This window comes from Francisella sp. XLW-1, assembly GCF_008711455.1.
In the GTDB taxonomy this organism is placed as follows: Bacteria; Pseudomonadota; Gammaproteobacteria; order Francisellales; family Francisellaceae; genus Francisella; species Francisella salimarina.
Map to the genome: position 1 here is coordinate 279,313 of NZ_VXKP01000004.1, position 20,684 is coordinate 299,996.

Below are 20,684 nucleotides of genomic sequence, written 5' to 3' on the forward strand. Positions count from 1 at the left end.
TTTTAAAAAATAAACATCGCATCACCATAACTAAAAAATCTATATTTTTCAGCTATAGCATGCTCATATGCTTTCATAATCTTTTCTTTATCTGCAAATGCACTGACTAGCATAATTAGAGTAGACTTAGGCAAGTGAAAATTAGTAATCATTGCATCAACGATATTAAACTTTTTACCAGGATATAAGAAAATATCAGTCTCACCTTGATAGGGCTGAATTTCTCCACTTTGACCTGCTGTTTCAAGTGAGCGTACAGAAGTTGTACCAATAGCTATTACTCTACCACCATTAGCTTTAGTTTGGCGAATTTTCTCACAAACATCTTCAGATACAGATATAACTTCTGAATGCATCTTATGGTTATTGACATCATTAACTTGGACAGGTTTAAAAGTTCCTGACCCAACATGCAAAGTGATATAAGCTATATCAGTACCTTTAGCTTTTATTTGTTGCATTAGCTCTTCTGAAAAGTGCAAACCAGCTGTTGGAGCAGCAACAGAGCCTAAATCTTTTGCATAAACTGTCTGATATCGTTCAGCATCAAACTCTTCATCATCTCGCTTCATATACGGAGGTAAAGGAATATGCCCAAACTCTTCCATCAATTGATAGATATCTTTACTACCCTGCAGTTCAAGTAGATACATTCCGCCATCTTTTTCTAATACTTTTGCTAAAGTGTCTTGGACATATATTTCACTGCCTATCGCTGGTGAGCGATTTGCTTTAACATGTGTTTCAAAAATTTTAGGTGTTTTAACTCTTTCTATAAGATATTCAAGCTTTGCGCCTGTAGTTTTTTCACCATATAGTCTAGCTAGCATTACTTTACTATTATTAAAGATAAGCAGATCTTCAGGATTGATAAAATCAATAAAATCAGTAAATTTATGATCTACGATCTCGCCAGTTTGCTTATTCAACTTTAGCAACCTACTAGCATCTCTGTTTTCTAAAGGATAGCTAGCAATTAACTCTTCTGGTAACTTATAATCAAAATCGTCCGTTCTCATTTAATAAATTTATTTAAAAAAAATCTTTTGAGCAAAATATTATCATATCTTAGATAATAGATATAACAATTTAGGCCATTATCATCCTAATATGCTATTATCCATATATAACAATTTAAATATACATATTTATGTTATTTTCAGACTTAAACTTAAGCCAAAACATCATAGAAATATTAGAAAATAAAAATATTAAAACACCTACGAACTCACAGATTTTAAGCTTTGAAAAAATCTCAAATGGAGAAAATATCTGGCTAAAGTCACCAACTGGTAGCGGTAAAACACTTGCTTATATTTTGCCAATTATAAATAAACTATTAATAGATAAAAAACCTCTTACACAAGTTGTTTTTTTCACACCCACTCATGAGTTAGCCATTCAAATTAGTAATTTTATAAATGAGACATTCTCAAGTATAGGCATTAAATCACTAGCACTAATTGGCAAAGCATCGATAGACAGACAAAAAGAAAAATTAAAGAAAAAACCAAATATTGTAGTTGGCTCTGTTGGGAGGATTCTAGAACTTATCGATCAAAAAAAACTAAAGGCTGCTCATCTACAATACTGTATCATTGATGAAGCGGATCGTATGCTTGAAGATGACAGCTTAAAGCTTTTAAAACAAATCATCTCTAAACCCACAAATCTACAATATATATTAGGCTCTGCTACTATCAAAAACCACGCCTTTGATATTGCGAGTAGTTTTATCGAAAATTTAGAGCTTATTGATAACTCCAAAGAAAAAGAAACTATAGAACATAGATATATCACAGCTGATGGTAATCGTAAAACCGATACATTACGAAAGTTACTAAACAAAATATCTCCTTCCAAATCTATAGTATTTCTACATAGAAACAATGATGTTGATTTCGTCACAAAAAAAATAGATAAACTAGAGTGTGGGGTTGGCTCTATTCATGGTGAACAAAATAAAATTGATAGAGCTAATACCATCAAAAAATTCAAAAGTGGACAAATCAAAGTTTTAGTTGCCTCTGATGTTGCAGCTAGAGGACTTGATATTAATGATGTTGATTTTGTAATAAATTATGATATCCCATCCAAAGCAGAAGATTACCAACATCGAGCAGGTAGAACAGGTCGTATGGGTAAGTCAGGCAATAGCATTCTAATTATTAAAGAAACTGAATTCTCTTATGTTGAAAAACTACAAAAGAAGTTAGGAATTGATATTAAGAAGTTTTAATATTTGTAAATTCACCTATTTAAAAATCTAATTTATAATCAAAATCATCTATTTTTATATTTACAACAATATAAAGTTACTGTTAGAAGTGATAACCAAGTGATAAATTTATAAAGATTTACTCTTAACTAATATTTCCTATACATCTGAATATGTTAATATAATTTTCCAAAACTAATTTAATACCCAAAAAACTAACTATGAAAAAATTTCTATCCATTACAATTATTATATTTGTAACATTATCAGCCTCTTTTGCTAGTAACTGGCCTAGTGGGTATATACCCAAAAATCAAATCATAAATATAGATAGTATTATCGGAGCTCCTCCAAGTACAGATTCATTAGCATTTTCTAGTGACAAAGCGATATCAGAAGCAGTATTTAGCCAAAATAAAAATACTACTGATTACAAAATAGCAATTCATGACGCATCTAATGACCAAGACGTTCATATCGCTGATTTTAGCAAAGCTTTTGGCCAAGAAATTACTAAAGACAAAACCCCTGCAATATACACTTTATTAAATAGATCAACGACTGATGTATCGAATATAAAGCAATCAGCTAAAGAAAAATACAAGAGAATAAGACCCTTCGTATTTTTTGATAGAAAACCTTGCGATCCTGATGAGGATCCTAATAGCTATTCATACCCTTCTGGACACTCATCTAGAGCTTGGAATTACGCTATGATTCTAGCAGAGCTAAAACCTCAAACAGCTAAGCAGCTTTTTGAGTTAGCTGATAGAAAATCCCAAAGTCGGGTTATTTGCGGAGTACATTGGAAAAGTGATATCCAAGCTGCTAGAACTGTAGCTTTGGCAAACTTTGCAATTTTGAATGGAAACCAAGAATTTCTAAAAGATTTAGAAAAAGCTAGACAAGAAATTAATCAATAAGTCTACAACGCCTGTTTTACTACCAAACTTTTGACGATACTATATTTATCAACAAACTCAAATCCAGCTCTACGAGCTTTTTTAATATAGTCACTCTCACTACCAAATACTTCTTTAAAAGCTTTCATAAGAGCTATCATCTTAGTATTATCAAGCTTTCTTTCGCGTTGGTATTTATCTAACGTTGAGATATGGCCAATTAATCTACCTTTAGCAAAAGCTTCACTTACAACTTTACTCAAAGCTATAACATCCTTAAAGCCAATATTTACACCCTGACCTGCTAAAGGATGGATTGTATGGGCAGCGTCACCGACTAGTACAACATTACTTTTATTATAGCTCTTAGCGTGACGTTGAATTAGTTCAAAGCTAAATCTTTTTGATAAAAGTTTTACACTCCCAAGAGTATTATTAATTACTTTTGCTAACTCTAATTCAAACTTCTCATCAGCTAAACTCATCAAGAAATCAGCATAATCAGTTTTTACAGACCAAACTATCGAAGCTTTATTAGAATTTTCTAACGGTAAAAATGCTAAAACTCCCTTATCATAAAACCTTTGATATGCAGTTTGATTATGTTGTTTTTCAAGCTCAAGAGTTGCCACTATCGCAGTATGTTTATATGGTTTAATTTTAGTTTCAAAATTAAAATAATCTCTAACAAAAGAGTTAGCTCCATCTGCGCCGACGATCAAGCTAGTTTCGACAATTTTATCAGCTAAAACAACTAGTTCCGTGTTACCATTCTTTTGGATCTTTTCAATCCTCTGATTCGCATAAATTTCAATACTTGTATTACTAATTTCAGTAATGAGAGCTTGTGTTATAACATCATTTTCTACAATATTACCCAAACTATGCTCAGATATTTCTTCTGCTGAAATAGTAATACTTTCACTAGGAACATCATCCCAAACACACATTTGATAATATGGTGATATACGATTGCTTTTAATAGCATTCCAAACACCCAAATCTTGTAGCAATCTCTTAGAGGTATGATTAACCGCACTTACTCTAGTTTCTACTCTATCTGAATTGAGATGCTTATAATTCATTTCTCTTGCTTCTATTACAGCGACTTGTAGACCATTTTGATGCAAAGATAGAGCCAAACTAAGCCCAACCATACCTCCACCAACAATCACCACATCTTTTTGGATATTTTTAATGTTCATCTTCAACCACCTTTCTCATTAGTGTTGAACCTCTCGTCAGCTTACCCATCATCACTCGAGATAGAACTTTTTTGGCTAATTTGCTTCTTTGTAACAAGTGTAATCCAACATTTCTACTTGCCACAAATTTAAAATCATTTGAAACAAACCATTTCACAAATCCATGTGTAATATTAATTGTTCTATCATGATCTGGTTTTCTAACTTTGGCAAACTCTTCTAAAACTACTGCTATAGAGCTTTGTGAAAAATCACTTTCAACAAGTAAATCATATAAAAAGCCGATATCTCGAATACTTAAATTCATGCCTTGACCAGATACAGGATGTAAAAAATGCAAAGCATTACCAAAAAATAGTACATTATCTTTATATACATCATTTGATTGAACAAGATATAAAGGAAAAACAGCAGGCTTAGTAGCAACTTCAATCTGACCTAATCTATAACCAAATCTATCTTGAACCAGTTCCTTAAACTCTTTTTTACCTAAGTTTAACTTTGCTTTTGAGTCTTCTCGATCAACAGTCCAAACACAGCCCATTGTAGTTTTTGACTTAGGAAGCATTGCAAGCACACCATCAGTCATAAACCTCTCAAACGCTGTATTATCATTATCAAGATCTGTTTGGATATCAAAAACTACTGCATCTTGTTTATAATCAGTAGTTTGAGCTCCTACATTTAGCATTTTACGTATACTTGAGTTTGCACCGTCACAAGCAATTATTAGCGAAGCCTGTATTATTTTATCTTGTTGTTCTTGCTCAACAACTAGCGAATAATCATCAGCATTCTTTTGCAAACTAACGACATTAGTCTTAAAAGCTTTTTCGATGTTTTCATTTTCAGCAACATTCTGCAATGCAACTGCTAATAGTTCTCGCATTGGAGCAATAGCCCCAAGAAATGGCAGATTCTCATCCTTAGCAAAAATCTCAGCTCTACCATATCGTCCTTTATCAGAGACATGAACTTTTTTTATGGATTGAGTTTTACTAGCAACTTTATCCCACAAACCAAGAGTATTCAGAAATGCTATCGATGAATAAGACACAGCGATACTACGGTTATCATTTTTGACTTCTAGTTCATCTTTTTCAATATGAATAATTGTACAACCTGTCTTTGCAAGGGCTAAGGATGTAAGTAAACCAACAACTCCGCCACCAACAATTGCTATATCGTATTTAATATTCATAGAATAACCTAAACTTTTTCGCTATCAATCAATAACACTGCAACCTTTGTATACTCTAACAACTCTATAAAATCTTGTTCACACTCATCATTATCCTCAAGAGCTTCATAATCCATATATGATATTTGCATTAAATCATTAATTGCTTCTTTTACTTCTTTATCTTTTGAATTTTCGAAATCTAGTCCAAATAATCCAACACCTGATAAAAAACCCTTTATCCAATATGTAAGAGCTTCTGCTTTATAAGTTAGCTCTTCTTCATCTTCTGGTAGGAAAAGGTCAAAAGTTAAACCTTTCTCATCAAATTGCGACTTTGTATAATCATATAGTTTTTTCATAGTTTGTAGTGCCGATGTAGCTACTAAGTCTCCTTCTTGTATAGACTTTGTCATCAAAGAATCCGACCAAGCAGTAAATTTAACTTCAGCACCAAAACTAAATAATGCACACAGTAAGCCATGTGCTTCTGAGGCAGAAGTCAAGGCTTGCATTACTTTTAGAGCTTCTACAACATCTTCAAAATTAGGTTTCTCATTTTTCATAGATAGAATTTATTTTATATATTACTAACTGATATTTTACTTCATATAGATAATTAGTTATAGGTCTTTTTTAATAGTATTAGTCTAAAAAAATATTCATTTCTTAAACAAAAAAACAGATAGCTTAAATCAAACAAAGTCAAGCAATATATCTATAAACTTTTTACCATAAATCATTCAAACGCCGCATTTAGTCGTTTATAATAATCACGTATTCAAAAGTTTAGTTGTCTGGGTTATTGGTGATTTAGCTACAATCTTGAGCCGATACTACTTAGAATAGGGAGTCTTGGTATCCCAACTAGAGAGCAAGCTTTGGTGCCTAGCACTTACAAAGAAGCCCAACGTTGAGATTATGACACCCACTTGATACCAAATGGGATCAAGAATATTGGGCTAAAACGGTAATCCGGACAACTAATTATTTATAGTCTTAGTCATGAGTAAAGATAATACACGCCAAAAGCTCTTAAACATTAGAAATAGTTTAAATAACAAGGATAAGTTATCCTCTAAAATAAACCTAAGAGTTATAGACTATATTCAAAACAACTTTTCAGATCCAAAAATAGCTAGTTTTGTTTCACTCAAAAATGAAGTCAACACATCACTGATCAATGACAGCTTTAAAAATATTTATTTACCTATAGTTCATCCTTTCATAAAGCATGGAATGTGGTTTGCTAAGGATTCAAAAAAATATTATTTAAATAAATATAAAATAAAAGAACCTAAATATTCAGCAAAGGATATTATCTCAGCTTGGGAGCTTGATATTGTTATAGTGCCAATTGTTGGTTTTAATCGTGACAAATTCAGAATGGGAATGGGAGGAGGCTTTTACGACTATACTCTAAGCTTCAAAAAGAACTCTAACTCCCCTTTAACTATAGGCATAGCCTTTGATGAACAGCAAAATAATGATATTATCATAGACATATATGATATTAAGCTTGATTTAATTATTACACCGACAAGGATATTATGAGACATGGATAGTACAGCTGTAGCAACTCAAATTAAAAGTGAAATACTATCCAAAATTGATTCTCAAGCATTAATTGAAGTAATAGATGAGACGCACAAGCATACCAAACATAAAGGGTTTGTTGAAGGCAAATACCATTATGTCATTAATATCTCTTCTAAAAAGTTGAGTGACACCTCAAAAATCAAAGCTCATAAGGAAGTATTTAAATCTGTAGAAAAGCTCATGCCATATATCCATGCGTTATCAATAAAAATCAAGCCGGAGTAAAGTAATGTTTGATTTTATTATACACTTTAATGAATACATAAATTATTTTATAGATATGCTAGGCGTGTGGTTTTATATACTACTGTTTTTTATAGTTTTTTGTGAAACTGGCATAGTTCTAGGTATTTTTTTTCCTGGTGACTCGCTTTTATTCACAATAGGCTTAACTGCCGCTGCAACAAGCATCAACATTCATTTAGCAGTTCTGTCAATCTGCTTAGGAGCTATTTTAGGAGACTCGTGCAACTATATTACGGGTAAATTTATAGGAGAGAAACTATTTAGCACACATGCTAGAATTCTCAAAAAGGCATACTTGATCAAAACCAAAGAGTTTTTGGACAAATATGGTACAAAAGCAATAATTTTTTCACGCTTCATAGCTTTTGTTAGAACAATTACTCCTTTTGTTGCTGGAGTCAGCAATATGAACTATGCAAAATTTGTCACATTAGGTATCATATCGGCAGTTATATGGTCTTTCTCAATTACCTATACAGTATACTTTTTTAGTGATAACCATTTTGTTAAACAATATCTAAGCTTGATTATTGTTATAGTCATAACAGCAGTTATGATTCAAATGATTCTCAAAGGCATTATAAATAAAATAAAAGCAAAAAGAGCTTAACCTTTAAGTATTATTTTTTTATAATCTAACGACAAAACATTCAAAATGAATAATTTATGGATACCATTTCAGCGTTGTTTCATATTATCCTGCATCTAGATCAATTTATTAGCACATATATTAATATACTTGGTGACTGGACTTACTTGTTACTTTTCTTAGTCATCTTTTGCGAAACAGGACTTGTTGTAACCCCTTTTTTACCAGGTGACTCATTACTCTTTGCACTAGGACTTACAGGTGCTGCGACTAGTTTAAATGTGCACATATTAGCTCCGATACTTGTAACTGCTGCCGTTTTTGGTGACTCCTGCAATTATTTCCTTGGAAGAATGGTTGGTAAACGGATATTTAAAGATGATGCAAAAATCCTCAAAACAGCTCACTTACTTAAAGCACAAGAGTTCTTTAATAAGTACGGCGCTGCAGCAATTATATTAGCAAGATTCACGCCACTTGTAAGAACATTCATGCCTTTTACAGCTGGTATGGCACGCATGAAATATCCTAAATTTGTATTAATGGGAATTATAGGTGCTTTTATATGGGTTTATTCTATTATTTACCTAGCATTTTTCTTTAGCAACAATGCTTTTGTCAAAAAATATTTCGGTTTATTTGTCATTTTAATTATTGTTGTATCTTTAATACCACCTACAGTATCCTTCATCAAAGCTTTTAAGAACAAGCTATCTAACAAAACATAATTACAAAGACTATTTTTTGCCCAAATTCAAATAATCTATCAAAAGTTTGCGGCTTTTTAATTGCTTACCAGCTAAAGCATAATCAATATGGGCACGAGTAACTTTAGAAATGGCTTTTAAATCCTCAGCTGTCCATGAACTGACTGATTGACTGATTTTCAAGAGGCTTTTACCCACAATGCTATTTGGTATAGCCGATAGAGTTCTTTTAAATCCAGTGGCATATATCGAATAATTAAGACTTTCATCAATAGGCACACCATCGACATCACAATCAACATAAACTCCCTGTCCAAGACTATCTAGTAACTCAAGCTCAAACATTCTCAGCAAATATTTATAATTAATTTCATTTATATTTTTTAGAATAAAAGCATATTTTTCAAATAAAAACTCCTCTTCATGAGAATAGTTTAATAACAAATGTATCAACTCATTCATGTACTGCAGTGACAATAAATTAATATATGAATTTTGATAAAATGATTCAACAAACTCAACATTATAAATTTTACATAAACCATCTGACTTTTTAGCGACACTAATCTGTCCTCTTAACTTGACCAAGGGTTGATATAAATTTATTGTTTTTTTATTAACTCTTATTAATCCAGAAATTTTGCCAAATTCTCGAGTAAATATACTCACTAGTAGAGAATTCTCTTTATACTTACGTTGATGTAATATATAAAATTCATATAATTGTTGCATTGATTTTCTCGATAAGCTCGATTAGTTGAGAAGCGTTTCTATATTTAAAATCAGGCAAGTTAAATTTATCTACAAGCTGTTGGATCGTTATTTGTTTAATATCATATTTACTCTTTAGCTTTTGCTGTAGCCATTTTGTCATTGCGACTATATAAGCATCTCCATAAACCCTAAATGATATCTTTTTATCACAAATATACATCTGTATTGTCGAAAAACTATCCTTTACTTCATACCTAATTTGCTCAGGTAGAATAATAGCATCATCAAAGTTAACATCTAATAGAAATTTTTTTACTATATCATTATACATTCTCTTCTCCTTCTGGAGATATAGCTCTTAAAAGTTGTACTTTTTCAACCACTTTATTAGCTGCAAAGATAACCTGCTCTTTTGATGTTTGCAAACCGAATGAGATTCTTATTGTAGATTCCGCTTGATCTGCACTCAGGCCGATAGCAGCTAAAACATGGGATGGCTCAACAGCCTGAGAATTGCATGCAGACCCCATAGACATACAAATACCATCAAGCATTGCTAATAAAGTTTCTCCTTTTACTCCAATAAAAGTAATGCTTAATATACCTGAATAGCTATTATCAAGTTTTGTATTTATCTTTATATCATCAGTTTCTTTAATAATGCCCAAAAAAATATCTCGTAAATCCTTTATGTACTGAAGATTATTCTGTCTATTAGCAAATATCTCTTTAGCAGCTTCAGCTAAAGCAAATATTTGATAGTTCGCCAGTGTTCCAGCCCTTAGATTAAACTCTTGCGCACCACCATGAATCTGTTTTTCTAGTTTAACTCTTGGTTTTTTAGACCTTACATATAAAAATCCCACACCTTTTGGGGCATAAAGTTTATGACCAGATACTGATAGTAAATCAATATTCATATCATTTATATTAATATCAACCTTACCATACCCCTGAGCAGCATCAACATGGAATATCACACCGTTTTGCTTAGTTACCTGACCAATTCCATAAAGATCATTTAGAGTTCCTAGCTCATTATTCACGGCCATTAAGCTTACAAGTATAGTCTCTGGTTTAATAGCATTTTTAAGTTGCTCTAAATTAATCTGTCCAAATTCATCAACATCCAAATATGTGACCCTGAAGCCTTGAGTTTCTAAAGACTTACATACATCAAGTACAGCCTTGTGCTCAACTTTTGAAGTAATTATATGATTACCTTTATTTTGGTATGCATAAGCAACTCCTTTTATTGCAAGGTTATTCGACTCAGTAGCCCCTGATGTGAAAACAATCTCTCTAGGCAAGACGGACAAAGTTGTTGCAATTGATGATCGAGCCTCTTCAATTTTATTACTAACAAACTCAGCTTGTTCATATGTGGACGACCCCGAGTTAAAAAAGTCAACATCATTATTAATTGAGCTTAGCATTAAATTTTTAACGTTTGCACTGAGAGGCGTTGTCGCTGCATAATCTAAGTAAATAAGACTCATTAAACCCAATAATTCTTTTAATTAATATCTAATATTGCTATTATATCAAATAATTGCGTACATAGTACTTTAACAAAATCGCAAGCTAAATTGGCGCTTGACTAAAGATGGTAAATTTGGTCGGTTTCATATTTAAAGAAATAGCCTGTTAGCACGATTTATTAAAATGGCCGAAATAGGTCTAAACAAAACGAACTAACTCGTTAAACAGTTAGTTATGAACATTATATTACTGAAGGAATTAATAAAAAAATGAAGAAAATACTAATAAATAGTAAAAGTAGTGAAGAAACAAGAATTGCTACTCTAGATAACGGAAAACTTATTGATCTAGATATCGAAAACGTAGATAGAGAACAAAAGAAAGCTAACATTTACAAAGGTTACATATCTAGAATTGAACCTAGCTTAAATGCTATATTTGTTAACTATGGTGAAGATAAAAATGGTTTTTTACCATTTAAAGAAGTTTCTGAGTATTATCTAAAAGATGTGCCAAATGGTGAAAATATAGCACCTCTTCTCTCTGAAGGACAAGAATTAATCGTACAGATTGACAAAGAAGAGCGTGGTGATAAAGGTGCTGCACTAACTACATTTATCACACTAGCTGGTTCATACATGGTTTTACTGCCAAACAACCCAGATGGTGGCGGAATTTCTCGTCGTGTTGAAGGTGAAGATAGAGAGAAATTAAAAAAATATCTAAAGGACTTAAATATCCCTAAAAGTATGAGCGTAATCGCAAGAACTGCTTGCGTAGAATGCTCATTTGAAGAATTAAAGCATGACTTCGACAATCTAGTTGAATTATGGAGCTCAATATTCAAGGCTTATCACAAAATCAAAAAGCCTGCCCTACTTCACAAAGAGAGCGACATAATTGTAAGAACAGTTAGAGATCATCTAAAAGAAGATGTTAAAGAAATTATTGTAGACTCTAAGGAATGTTTTGCAGATGTTAAAAGGCAGCTTGGTCTACTTAGACAAAGCTTTGACACAAACAAGGTTAAACTGTACAACGAAGAGCTACCGATATTTGCTCAATTTGGTATCGATCAACAGATAGAAAATGCATACAAGAGAGAGATTAGATTACCTTCTGGTGGATCTATTGTTATTGATACTACAGAAGCTTTAGTTGCAATTGATGTTAACTCATCTCGAGCTAACAAAGCAGAGGATGTAGAAACTACTGCTTTCAAAACAAACTTAGAAGCTGCTGAAGAAGTTGCTCGTCAACTTAGAATTAGAGACCTCGGAGGACTTGTTATAGTTGACTTTATCGACATGTCATTCTATCCAAATAGAAAGCAAGTTGAAGAAAAGTTAATGGAAGCTCTACAGCAAGATAAAGCACGTATCCAAATGTCTCGTATATCTAAACTTGGACTTGTTGAGATCTCTAGACAACGTTTGAGTTCATCAATCAACGAGAGTGTAATGCAAAAGTGTCCTCGTTGTGACGGCCATGGCTTTATTAAAACTACTCAAGCTACAGCACTTACTATTTTACGTAAAATCAGAGCGGAAGCTATCAAAGAAGATACTAATGAAATACGTGTCCAAGTACCTGTGGATATAGCTGCATATATCCTAAATGAGAAAAGAGATAGTATTGTTGAGATTGAAAGAATCTCTGAAGTTAAAATAATGCTAATTCCTAACTTCAACATCGAATCTCCAAAATTTCAAATGCAAAGAATCTGGGGAGCAAGCTACAAGTCTAATCGTACAAGCTCTGATTTGATAGAAGATGTATACAATGTTGAAATTCCTAAAGCAGGTAAAAAGAAAGTAGCCGCTGTAGAGCTAAGTAAGACAACATCAAACAGTGAAAATCAAGCTCCCAAGGAAGATAAAAAAGCCCAAGATAATATAGCTAATAAAAATACTCAGAACACTAAAAAAGAGGCTATCAAAGAAGAACCAAAGAAAAAAAGTTTTTTGAGTAAATTGCTAGGTAAACTTGGTGGTAATGCTGAAGATACGACTATTGAGAAGACTAAGCCTCAAGATAAAAAACACAAAAATAAAGGTCAAAGGCCTCAACACCCGAAATCTCAAGGTAATAGACAAGAAAAAGATAACAGCCAACGTAATGACCGTAAAAACGATAACAAAAACGATCGTAGTGATAATAAAAATAATAACAAAGGTCAAAAGCCTCAACATCAGAAGTCTCAAGATAATAGACAAGAAAGAGATAACGGCCAACACAATGACCGTAAAAATAATGACAACAAGAATGATCGCAATAAGAATGATCGCAATAAGAATGATCGCAATAAGAATGATCGTAACAAAAATAGATCAAGTGATAAATTTGATAAAAAGTCAAATAACCGTAGCAATAACAGAAGCAATAACTTAAATCTTAATAATGCAGAAGAAGTTGTCGATATTACTCAGCTCAAATATCAAAATCAAACAGCTGAAAAAACTGATAACATCAAAAAAGTAATATCTAAAAACCCTGAAGAGTTCGTCTCTGTTATGGTTAAAGATGTTTTAGAAAATTATGATAGTCTAAAAGATGATGGAGCTACTAAGGTTGCTACTCAGGAAAGAGCTAAAACAAATAAATATCTAAAATTTGATACTGTTTCTGTAGATAAAGAAATAAGTACTTTGAAAGCTGCACAACAAGCTAGTAATGTAGAAGCTGATAATAAAAAAATTATAGAGACTGACAATGTTCAAGAAGAGCAAGTAAAAGAAACAGTTGAAGTAGTAGATAAAGTTGTCGTCAAAGAGGAGCAGCCAAAAAGAATAAAAAAAATAGATAAAAGTAATGAAACTTCTGAACAAAATGATCTTAAAAAAGAAAAGCCTAAAGCTGCTAAAAATAATAAAAAAGAGAAAGTGGTAGAAAAAGCTAATAAACAGGATCAAATTAAGCCAGAATATATAAATTACTCTCCAGCTATTGATTTTGAGTCTCAGACAATAATCTAAACTAAAAGGCTATTAAATCTAATGTTACACTACCCTCAAATTGACCCAGTTGCTTTACACTTAGGTCCAATTAAAGTTCATTGGTATGGTTTAATGTATTTGTTCGGTATTTTTGCTGGATGGTATTTGATGAGGTATCGCGCAAAAGTTAAAACTTGGGCACCTATCAAACCAGAGCAAGCAGGAGATTTAACATTTTATATTGCCTTAGGTGTTATATTGGGAGGTAGGATTGGATATATAATCTTTTACAACCTTCCTTATTACTTCCATAATCCAGCTCAAATGTTTTTCTTATGGGATGGTGGCATGTCATTCCATGGGGGATTTATAGGTGTATTAATAGCATTTGCACTATATGCACGCAAACTTGGAGTAAACTTCTTTGACCTTGGTGAATTTGTAGCTCCAGTTGTGCCTATAGGTTTAGGTGCTGGCAGAATTGGTAACTTTATCAATGGTGAACTGTGGGGCAAAGTTACGGACTCACCAATAGGTATGGTATTTCCCACTGGAGGTCCTTTACCTAGATACCCTTCCCAGCTCTTTGAATTCTTCTTAGAAGGTGTTGTACTATTTACAGTATTATGGATAGTTAGTATCAAAAAAAGACCACGCTACTTAATATTAGGGTTATTTATGTTCTTATATGGTAGCGCTAGGTTTATTTGTGAATTCTTTAGGCAACCAGATCCTCAATATGGCTATATATTCTTTAACTGGATGACTATGGGACAAATATTATCTATTCCAATGATAGTATTAGGAGCTGCAATTCTTATTATGGTATTTATTAAAACAAGGAAGAGTAAATGCGAGAGTATCTAAATTTTCTCAAGTATATTAAAGAAAATGGTACTATAAAAGGTGATAGAACTGGTACTGGGACTAAAAGTGTTTTTGGCTATCAGATGCGCTTTGACTTACAAAAAGGTTTCCCCTTAGTTACTACAAAAAAAATTCATATCCCAAGTGTGGTTCATGAACTATTATGGTTTTTAAGTGGTAGCACAAATGTAAAATATCTAAACGATAATAAAGTTAGAATATGGAATGAATGGGCAACTGAAGATGGAGAGTTGGGTCCGATATATGGTAAGCAATGGCGTGATTTTAATGATCAAGGTATAGATCAAATTACTGAAGTAATTGAAATGCTAAAAACCAATCCAAATTCACGCAGAATCCTAGTCTCAGCATGGAACCCTTGTGTTGTACCTTCAGAAAAAATTTCTCCTCAAGAGAATGTTACAAAAGGTAATTCTGCCCTACCACCTTGTCATGCAATGTTCCAATTTTATGTTGCTGATAACAAGCTATCCTGTATGCTCACACAGAGAAGTGCAGATGCGTTTTTAGGAGTTCCATTTAACATAGCAAGCTACTCATTACTAACGCATATGGTTGCTCAGCAATGCGACCTTGATGTTGGTGAATTTATTTGGTCTGGTGGCGATTGCCATATTTATAACAACCATATTGAGCAAGTAAATGAGCAGCTTAGTAGAGAGCCTTTAGGCTTACCAACACTCAAAATCTTAAGAAAGCCAAGCTCTATATTTGATTACAAATATGAGGACTTTGAATTTCAGAATTATAAATATCACCCAGCTATAAAAGCAAAAATTTCTGTATAAGGATATTATAAAATGAGCCAACTATCTCTTAATAAAAAGAAAATTCCAATTCTTCTATTAGAAGGTATTCACTTAAATGCTCTTGAGACATTCAAAGCAGCTGGATATGAAAATATTGAACTACTAAACACAGCTCTTGAGGGCGAAGAACTTATCAATAAACTCAAGGATTTTAAAATTGTTGGTTTGCGCTCTCGTACGCAATTGACAAAAGAAGTACTTGAAAAATCCCAACATCTAACAGCTATCGGTTGCTTCTGTATTGGTACTAACCAAGTTGATCTAAAAACAGCTCAAAATCTAGGAATACCTGTATTCAACGCGCCATTTTCAAATACTCGTAGTGTCGCTGAGCTTGTATTAGCTGAAGCTATCTTATTGATTCGCAATGTAATTGATAAAAATGCTAAAACTCATCGTGGTGAATGGCACAAATCAGCTGACAATGCTAATGAAGTGAGAGGTAAAACTCTTGGAATTATTGGCTATGGTCATATTGGTATGCAGCTTGGTATATTAGCTGAAAGTGTAGGCTTAAATGTCATCTTTTATGATGTTGAAGAAAAGCTTCCTTTAGGTAATGCCAATGCTGTAGAAAGTTTAGAGACTCTACTTAAAAACTCTGATGTTGTTTCACTACATGTACCTCAGTTATCTACAACTGCAAATATGATTTCTACCAAAGAATTGAGCTTTATGAAAGAAAATTCTGTATTGATAAATGCATCCAGAGGAAATGTGATCGATATCGCAGCTTTAGTTGAGGTTTTAGAAAGCGGTAAGCTCAAAGGTGCCGCTATAGATGTTTTTCCTAAAGAACCTTCTGCAAAGGGTGAAATATTTGAAAGTCCACTAAGAGGTTTTGATAATGTTTTCTTAACTCCACATATTGGTGGTAGTACTATTGAAGCACAAGAAAACATTGCTAATGAAGTTAGTGCCAAGCTTATTAAATATTCTGATAATGGTTCGACCCTAAATGCTGTAAACTTTCCAGAATTATCATTACCTAGTCATACTGAAACACATAGAATACTACATATACATCAAAATATACCTGGTACTATGAATGAGCTAAACAAGATACTGGCAGCAAAAAATATTAATGTTGAAGGTCAATATCTTAGAACTCTAGAAGATATTGGCTACGTTGTAATGGATATTAAATCAACATCTGATGAGGCAAGAGACCTTGTTGATGAATTCAAAAAAATAAAAACAACAATAAAAGCTCGTTTTCTTGTATAAATGTCTCTAGATAAAACTCAGATTATCTCTCAAATTTTAAAACATTCCCCTTCACACATAATTATCGGTTATAGTGGCGGTGTAGATTCTAGTGTTTTATTAGATATAGCAAAAGATTTAGATATTCCTATCATAGCAGCTTATGTTAATCATAATATTCATCCTGATGCACTAAAATGGCAATTACATTGCCAAGCAAAATGTAATAATACAAATATAAAATTCATAGCTCACTCTCTAGATCAAGCCCCCAAAGGAGAAAGTTTTGAAGCTTGGGCAAGTAAGCAAAGAATGGATTTCTTCATTGAGGTCATGAGTCAGTATTCTAATCCGATTCTTCTACTAGGTCATCATCTAGACGATCAAGCTGAAACATTCTTAATCCAGGCAATAAGAGGGTCAGGATTAGCTGGCTTGGCTAGTATGCCGTACTATAAAGAATTAAATCATGGGAGCGTACTTCGCCCTCTTTTAGATTATACAAAGAAAGATATTCAAGACTATGCAAACCAAAACAAGATTAGTCACATCTATGATGATAGTAATGAGGATATAAAATATCGTCGAAATCTTATTCGTAATCAGATAATGCCAATATTAGAGCAAATTAATCCAAATATTAGCAGAACTCTTTCTCGTAGTGCTAAGATCTGCGCAGAAAGTAATAACATATTACAAAAGCTACTTAATGAAAAATTACAGAAGATTTCTAAAGATAATAGCCTATTTATCTCTGAATTACTTACCTTAGATAATGATATACAAAAAAGTTTGATTCATCATTGGTTTAAAGAAACAACAAATCAAAGTCTAAAAAGTAAACAAATTGAAGAAATACATAAAGCTCTTAGCAATATTCACACTGGTTGGCAGTTTGATATCAGTAAACAATATCAAATATCCGTAGAATATAATCAACTAATAATTAAAAGTAATAACCAATTAAATTTAATCTTAAATAATAAAGACATAATTGAATGGCTCAAAGAGAAATTGAATAAGGACTTTAATACTAAGGAGATTATAGTCAGAAAAAGACAAGCTTCTGATAAATGTAGATATCAAGGCAGAAACAAAGCAAATAAGTTAAAAGTACTATTCCAAGAGCTGAAAATACCAGCATCAGAACGCTCTAAAGCAAGAGTTATATTACTAAATGATAAAATAATCGCAGTTTATCCTTTTTTTATCTGTAACTAAAGTTATTATCTTAGTTTTTTTATAAGAAATGCTACTATAAACCATAGTAAAATAGTCATGCCTAAGATAATCATAATATGAGTAAACAATCCTTCAAATAAATGAGCTTGCTTAACTAAATCGATATCCTCACCCGCTCCTTTAAATGCTGCTAAGTCAGCAACTTTTGCCCCTATGAATCCTGCAACACTTCCTGTAAAAAGCATATATGATGCTGCTAAAAAACCTGTATATTTTTTATCTTCAACGGAGGTAATCTCAGAAAGAGCAATAGGATCTATAAATAATTCAGATATTCCTAAGAATGCCAAAGCAATAATTACCAATAGCGCTGATGTCGTACCATCCAAACTAGCATTTTTGGCGGTTATAAAGAATAAAATAAAACAGATTAGTTGAAATATAAAGCCAAATGAAAATTTTATCATCCTACCAAAATCATCATCTAAAGACTTTACTCTCTTCCAAATCCAAGCAAGAATCAAACCTCCAAATAATATTGACAGAGAATTCATAGAAGTGAATGTACTAGCCGGTATATCAATCCCGAACAAGTAAGTATCAACATTTCTATGTATAAATATTTCGACAGAAGTATACAACTGCTCATCAAAAACCCAGAAAACTATACCAAATATATAAAAAGGTAATAAAGTAACTAATGATTTACGCGTAGAGAAATCTGTCTTAATAAAAATAATTATAAAAAATAATGTTGTTATACAAGCAACCACGGCTAAAAGATAACCATCAAAAAGATACTCTAAAGCAAAATACGCAAGCACAACCATAATAACTATACTTAAAAGAAGTATAAAGCTATTAAAATATCTAGGTAAGGGTTTCTCAGGAAGAATATCTGGAATATATTTAGAACCGAGCATAAATACTATTAACCCAAATATCATACCAATACCAGCGACTCCAAAACCATAGTGCCAACCATAATAATGGGCTATCAAGCCACATATCATAGGAGCGAATATACCTCCAAAATTGCCTCCTAAATATAGTAATGTAAATGCTGAATCTTTTTTAGGATCATGGGAACTATACTGCTGCCCCAGTAGGCATGAAACATTACTCTTAAAAAAACCATAACCACAAACTATAAAAGCCATTCCTAGATATAATTTAGCATCTCCTCCAAAACCTAAAATAATATGTCCAATAGACATAAGTGCTGCTCCATAAATAACAGCTTTCTTATACCCTAATACTCTATCTGCGACAACTCCTCCAACAATCGGCGAAAGATATACCAGAGTCACATACGCCCCAGCAATTGCATAAGAGGTTGTATCACCAAACTTAAGGTGATCAACCAAATATAATATTAACAAAGCTCTCATCCCATAAAAGCTAAAATACTCCCACATATAAATTGCTATGATATACCACAAAGCTTTAGGGTGTTTATTTGAATGGTGGACTGTTTCTTCCATTAACTAACAAGTTTGATTTATATCTAAATAGATTATAAATAAACAAGTTAGTCAGTGAAAGTTTAATTTCAGCTATTAAAAATTATATATTGGCATCAAAATATGAATGGTATTAGTTTATTAAAACTATGCTAATATCAGCATAGCTAATATAAACAAAGGATAGTTATCAATGAAATCTTTACTCAAAAAATTTTACCTATATTTCTTTATTATTTATGTTATTTTCGCAATCTATAGCATGTACAGCTGTAACTCTAGTAAATAAAAAAGGTGATGTAGTATCGGGAAGAACCATGGAGTGGGCTCTTGATTGGAACTGGCAGCTTCTCTACATTCCTAAAAACACTTCTCACTATTTAACAGCTCCTAGTAGCACTAACCTGCCGAAACAGGAATACAAATCGAAATATTCAGTATTAGCCACAGGCTTATCAGAAAATGGACAAACTCTTGTAATTGATGGACAAAATAGCCAAGGGCTAAGCCTAAGCGCAAACTATTTACCTGGATTCACAAAATATCAGACTGTAAATAAGAGTGATTCCAAATATGCATCAGTAATTGAGTCTACCACCCTTATATTAGGTCAATTTGCCAATGTTAATGAAGTAAAGCAAGCCTTAAAAGAATATAAAGTATGGTCTGATAAAAATATAGAAATTGATGGAATATCTCCAGAAGTTCATTTTTTAATAACAGATAAAAATGGTGCTGGCTTAGTTGTTGAGTACATAGATGGTAAAGTTAAATTCTACAATGTAAACTCAAACGTTAAAGTAATGACAAATGCACCAACATATGACTGGCAATTACTAAACTTAAAGAATTACTTATCACTAGATAATAAAACCCCAACAAATCTTAAAATCAGTGATGTTATAAATACTGAAAAACATGAAAGAACAGTTCAAGATATCAGTGGCTTTCTAGGTGGCGGATTACTTGGAATTCCTGGAGATTATTCTCCTCCATCAAGATTTGTTAGAACAGCTGCAATTGCTTATTATACAAATAACAAAAGTCCTAAAAATGATGATAATCTTGTATCAAAAGTAACTCATATATTACATAATGTTGATATTCCGAAAGGTGTTGTAGCCGATGAAATACAGAATAAGAAAATGTTTGATCATACAGCATACGTAGTAATCAAAGATTTAAATAATAATAAACTATACATAACAACATATAACAAACCTAATAATTCTGTTATTGTAGACTTAAATACTCTAGATAAAGATAATACAAAAAGTTTTGATGTTATCTTAGAAAAACTACCATTCCCAAATAATGATATTACAAATAAATTAGTTACTATGAATAAAAACTAAACA

Annotated in this window: 19 protein-coding genes, 1 other RNA gene and 1 pseudogene; 13 read left to right on the plus strand and 8 right to left on the minus strand. The window is 32.3% G+C overall.

Annotated features, from left to right (window positions below; all coding sequences use genetic code 11):
• Positions 1–2 precede the first annotated feature (2 nt).
• Positions 3–1,019, minus strand: coding sequence for a tRNA preQ1(34) S-adenosylmethionine ribosyltransferase-isomerase QueA (gene queA / locus F3D59_RS07895; protein WP_150464440.1), 1,017 nt, complete (start codon positions 1,017–1,019; stop codon positions 3–5).
• A 131-nt stretch (positions 1,020–1,150) separates the two neighbouring features.
• Here queA and F3D59_RS07900 point away from each other — a divergent pair, with 131 nt between their 5' ends.
• Together F3D59_RS07900 and F3D59_RS07905 are read left to right on the plus strand one after the other, a co-directional pair.
• Positions 1,151–2,239: a DEAD/DEAH box helicase gene (locus F3D59_RS07900; protein ID WP_150464441.1), complete on the plus strand. Its 1,089-nt coding sequence runs from the start codon at positions 1,151–1,153 to the stop codon at positions 2,237–2,239.
• 200 nt (positions 2,240–2,439) lie between these two features.
• Positions 2,440–3,141 carry an acid phosphatase gene (locus F3D59_RS07905; RefSeq protein WP_150464442.1) on the plus strand — a complete coding sequence of 234 codons (702 nt, stop codon included), beginning with the start codon at positions 2,440–2,442 and terminating at the stop codon, positions 3,139–3,141.
• A gap of 2 nt (positions 3,142–3,143) precedes the next feature.
• Here F3D59_RS07905 and F3D59_RS07910 read toward each other — a convergent pair whose 3' ends face one another.
• From F3D59_RS07910 to F3D59_RS07920, 3 genes are read right to left on the minus strand one after another with little or no spacing between them, the layout of a single operon-like run.
• Positions 3,144–4,325 (minus strand): FAD-dependent oxidoreductase, encoded by a 1,182-nt coding sequence (locus F3D59_RS07910; protein WP_150464443.1) that lies wholly within the window; start codon positions 4,323–4,325, stop codon positions 3,144–3,146.
• Entirely contained in the window at positions 4,315–5,526 is a 1,212-nt protein-coding gene (locus F3D59_RS07915; RefSeq protein WP_150464444.1) for an FAD-dependent monooxygenase, read from the minus strand. Before F3D59_RS07915 ends, F3D59_RS07910 begins: the two co-directional genes overlap by 11 nt.
• Before the next feature lie 8 nt (positions 5,527–5,534).
• Complete coding sequence (locus F3D59_RS07920) at positions 5,535–6,071, minus strand: UPF0149 family protein (RefSeq protein WP_013922847.1); 537 nt, start codon at positions 6,069–6,071, stop codon at positions 5,535–5,537.
• Between the two features lie 225 nt (positions 6,072–6,296).
• Here F3D59_RS07920 and ssrS point away from each other — a divergent pair.
• From ssrS to F3D59_RS07945, 5 genes are all read left to right on the plus strand, one after another.
• A non-coding RNA gene (ssrS, locus tag F3D59_RS07925) (6S RNA) lies at positions 6,297–6,491 on the plus strand.
• Between the two features lie 19 nt (positions 6,492–6,510).
• Positions 6,511–7,059 carry a 5-formyltetrahydrofolate cyclo-ligase gene (locus F3D59_RS07930; protein ID WP_150464445.1) on the plus strand — a complete coding sequence of 183 codons (549 nt, stop codon included), beginning with the start codon at positions 6,511–6,513 and terminating at the stop codon, positions 7,057–7,059.
• A 3-nt stretch (positions 7,060–7,062) separates the two neighbouring features.
• Entirely contained in the window at positions 7,063–7,329 is a 267-nt protein-coding gene (locus tag F3D59_RS07935; protein WP_149368504.1) for a BolA/IbaG family iron-sulfur metabolism protein, read from the plus strand.
• A gap of 4 nt (positions 7,330–7,333) precedes the next feature.
• A complete protein-coding gene (locus F3D59_RS07940; RefSeq protein ID WP_150464446.1) occupies positions 7,334–7,960 on the plus strand; it encodes a VTT domain-containing protein in 627 nt (208 codons plus the stop codon).
• Positions 7,961–8,016: 56 nt separating this feature from the next.
• Entirely contained in the window at positions 8,017–8,667 is a 651-nt protein-coding gene (locus F3D59_RS07945) for a VTT domain-containing protein (RefSeq protein ID WP_041263707.1), read from the plus strand.
• A 9-nt stretch (positions 8,668–8,676) separates the two neighbouring features.
• Here the strand turns inward: F3D59_RS07945 and recO are convergent, their stop codons facing one another.
• The 3 genes from recO to F3D59_RS07960 are packed head-to-tail and all read right to left on the minus strand — an operon-like array spanning position 8,677 to position 10,859.
• Positions 8,677–9,378, minus strand: a complete 702-nt coding sequence (recO, locus tag F3D59_RS07950) for a DNA repair protein RecO (RefSeq protein ID WP_150464447.1) — start codon at positions 9,376–9,378, stop codon at positions 8,677–8,679.
• Positions 9,362–9,691 (minus strand): hypothetical protein, encoded by a 330-nt coding sequence (locus tag F3D59_RS07955; RefSeq protein ID WP_149368506.1) that lies wholly within the window; start codon positions 9,689–9,691, stop codon positions 9,362–9,364. Before F3D59_RS07955 ends, recO begins: the two co-directional genes overlap by 17 nt.
• Positions 9,684–10,859 (minus strand): cysteine desulfurase family protein, encoded by a 1,176-nt coding sequence (locus F3D59_RS07960; protein ID WP_150464448.1) that lies wholly within the window; start codon positions 10,857–10,859, stop codon positions 9,684–9,686. The genes F3D59_RS07955 and F3D59_RS07960 overlap by 8 nt, the downstream gene beginning before the upstream one ends.
• Before the next feature lie 252 nt (positions 10,860–11,111).
• Between F3D59_RS07960 and F3D59_RS07965 the strand changes: the two are divergent.
• From F3D59_RS07965 to tilS, 5 genes and pseudogenes are all read left to right on the plus strand, one after another.
• Positions 11,112–13,493 (plus strand): annotated as a pseudogene (locus tag F3D59_RS07965) (Rne/Rng family ribonuclease); the annotation flags it as partial.
• Between the two features lie 345 nt (positions 13,494–13,838).
• Positions 13,839–14,645, plus strand: coding sequence for a prolipoprotein diacylglyceryl transferase (gene lgt, locus F3D59_RS07970; RefSeq protein ID WP_146421942.1), 807 nt, complete (start codon positions 13,839–13,841; stop codon positions 14,643–14,645).
• Complete coding sequence (locus F3D59_RS07975; protein ID WP_146421941.1) at positions 14,630–15,454, plus strand: thymidylate synthase; 825 nt, start codon at positions 14,630–14,632, stop codon at positions 15,452–15,454. Before lgt ends, F3D59_RS07975 begins: the two co-directional genes overlap by 16 nt.
• Before the next feature lie 12 nt (positions 15,455–15,466).
• Positions 15,467–16,702, plus strand: a complete 1,236-nt coding sequence (gene serA, locus F3D59_RS07980; protein ID WP_146421940.1) for a phosphoglycerate dehydrogenase — start codon at positions 15,467–15,469, stop codon at positions 16,700–16,702.
• The gene (gene tilS / locus F3D59_RS07985) at positions 16,703–17,902 is read left to right on the plus strand and encodes a tRNA lysidine(34) synthetase TilS (RefSeq protein WP_150464450.1); all 1,200 of its coding nucleotides are present in this window, start codon (positions 16,703–16,705) and stop codon (positions 17,900–17,902) included. It begins immediately after the preceding gene.
• A 5-nt stretch (positions 17,903–17,907) separates the two neighbouring features.
• Here the strand turns inward: tilS and F3D59_RS07990 are convergent, their stop codons facing one another.
• Positions 17,908–19,347, minus strand: a complete 1,440-nt coding sequence (locus F3D59_RS07990) for a peptide MFS transporter (RefSeq protein WP_150464451.1) — start codon at positions 19,345–19,347, stop codon at positions 17,908–17,910.
• A gap of 218 nt (positions 19,348–19,565) precedes the next feature.
• Between F3D59_RS07990 and F3D59_RS07995 the strand changes: the two genes are divergently transcribed.
• Complete coding sequence (locus tag F3D59_RS07995) at positions 19,566–20,681, plus strand: linear amide C-N hydrolase (protein WP_150464452.1); 1,116 nt, start codon at positions 19,566–19,568, stop codon at positions 20,679–20,681.
• Positions 20,682–20,684: the final 3 nt, after the last annotated feature.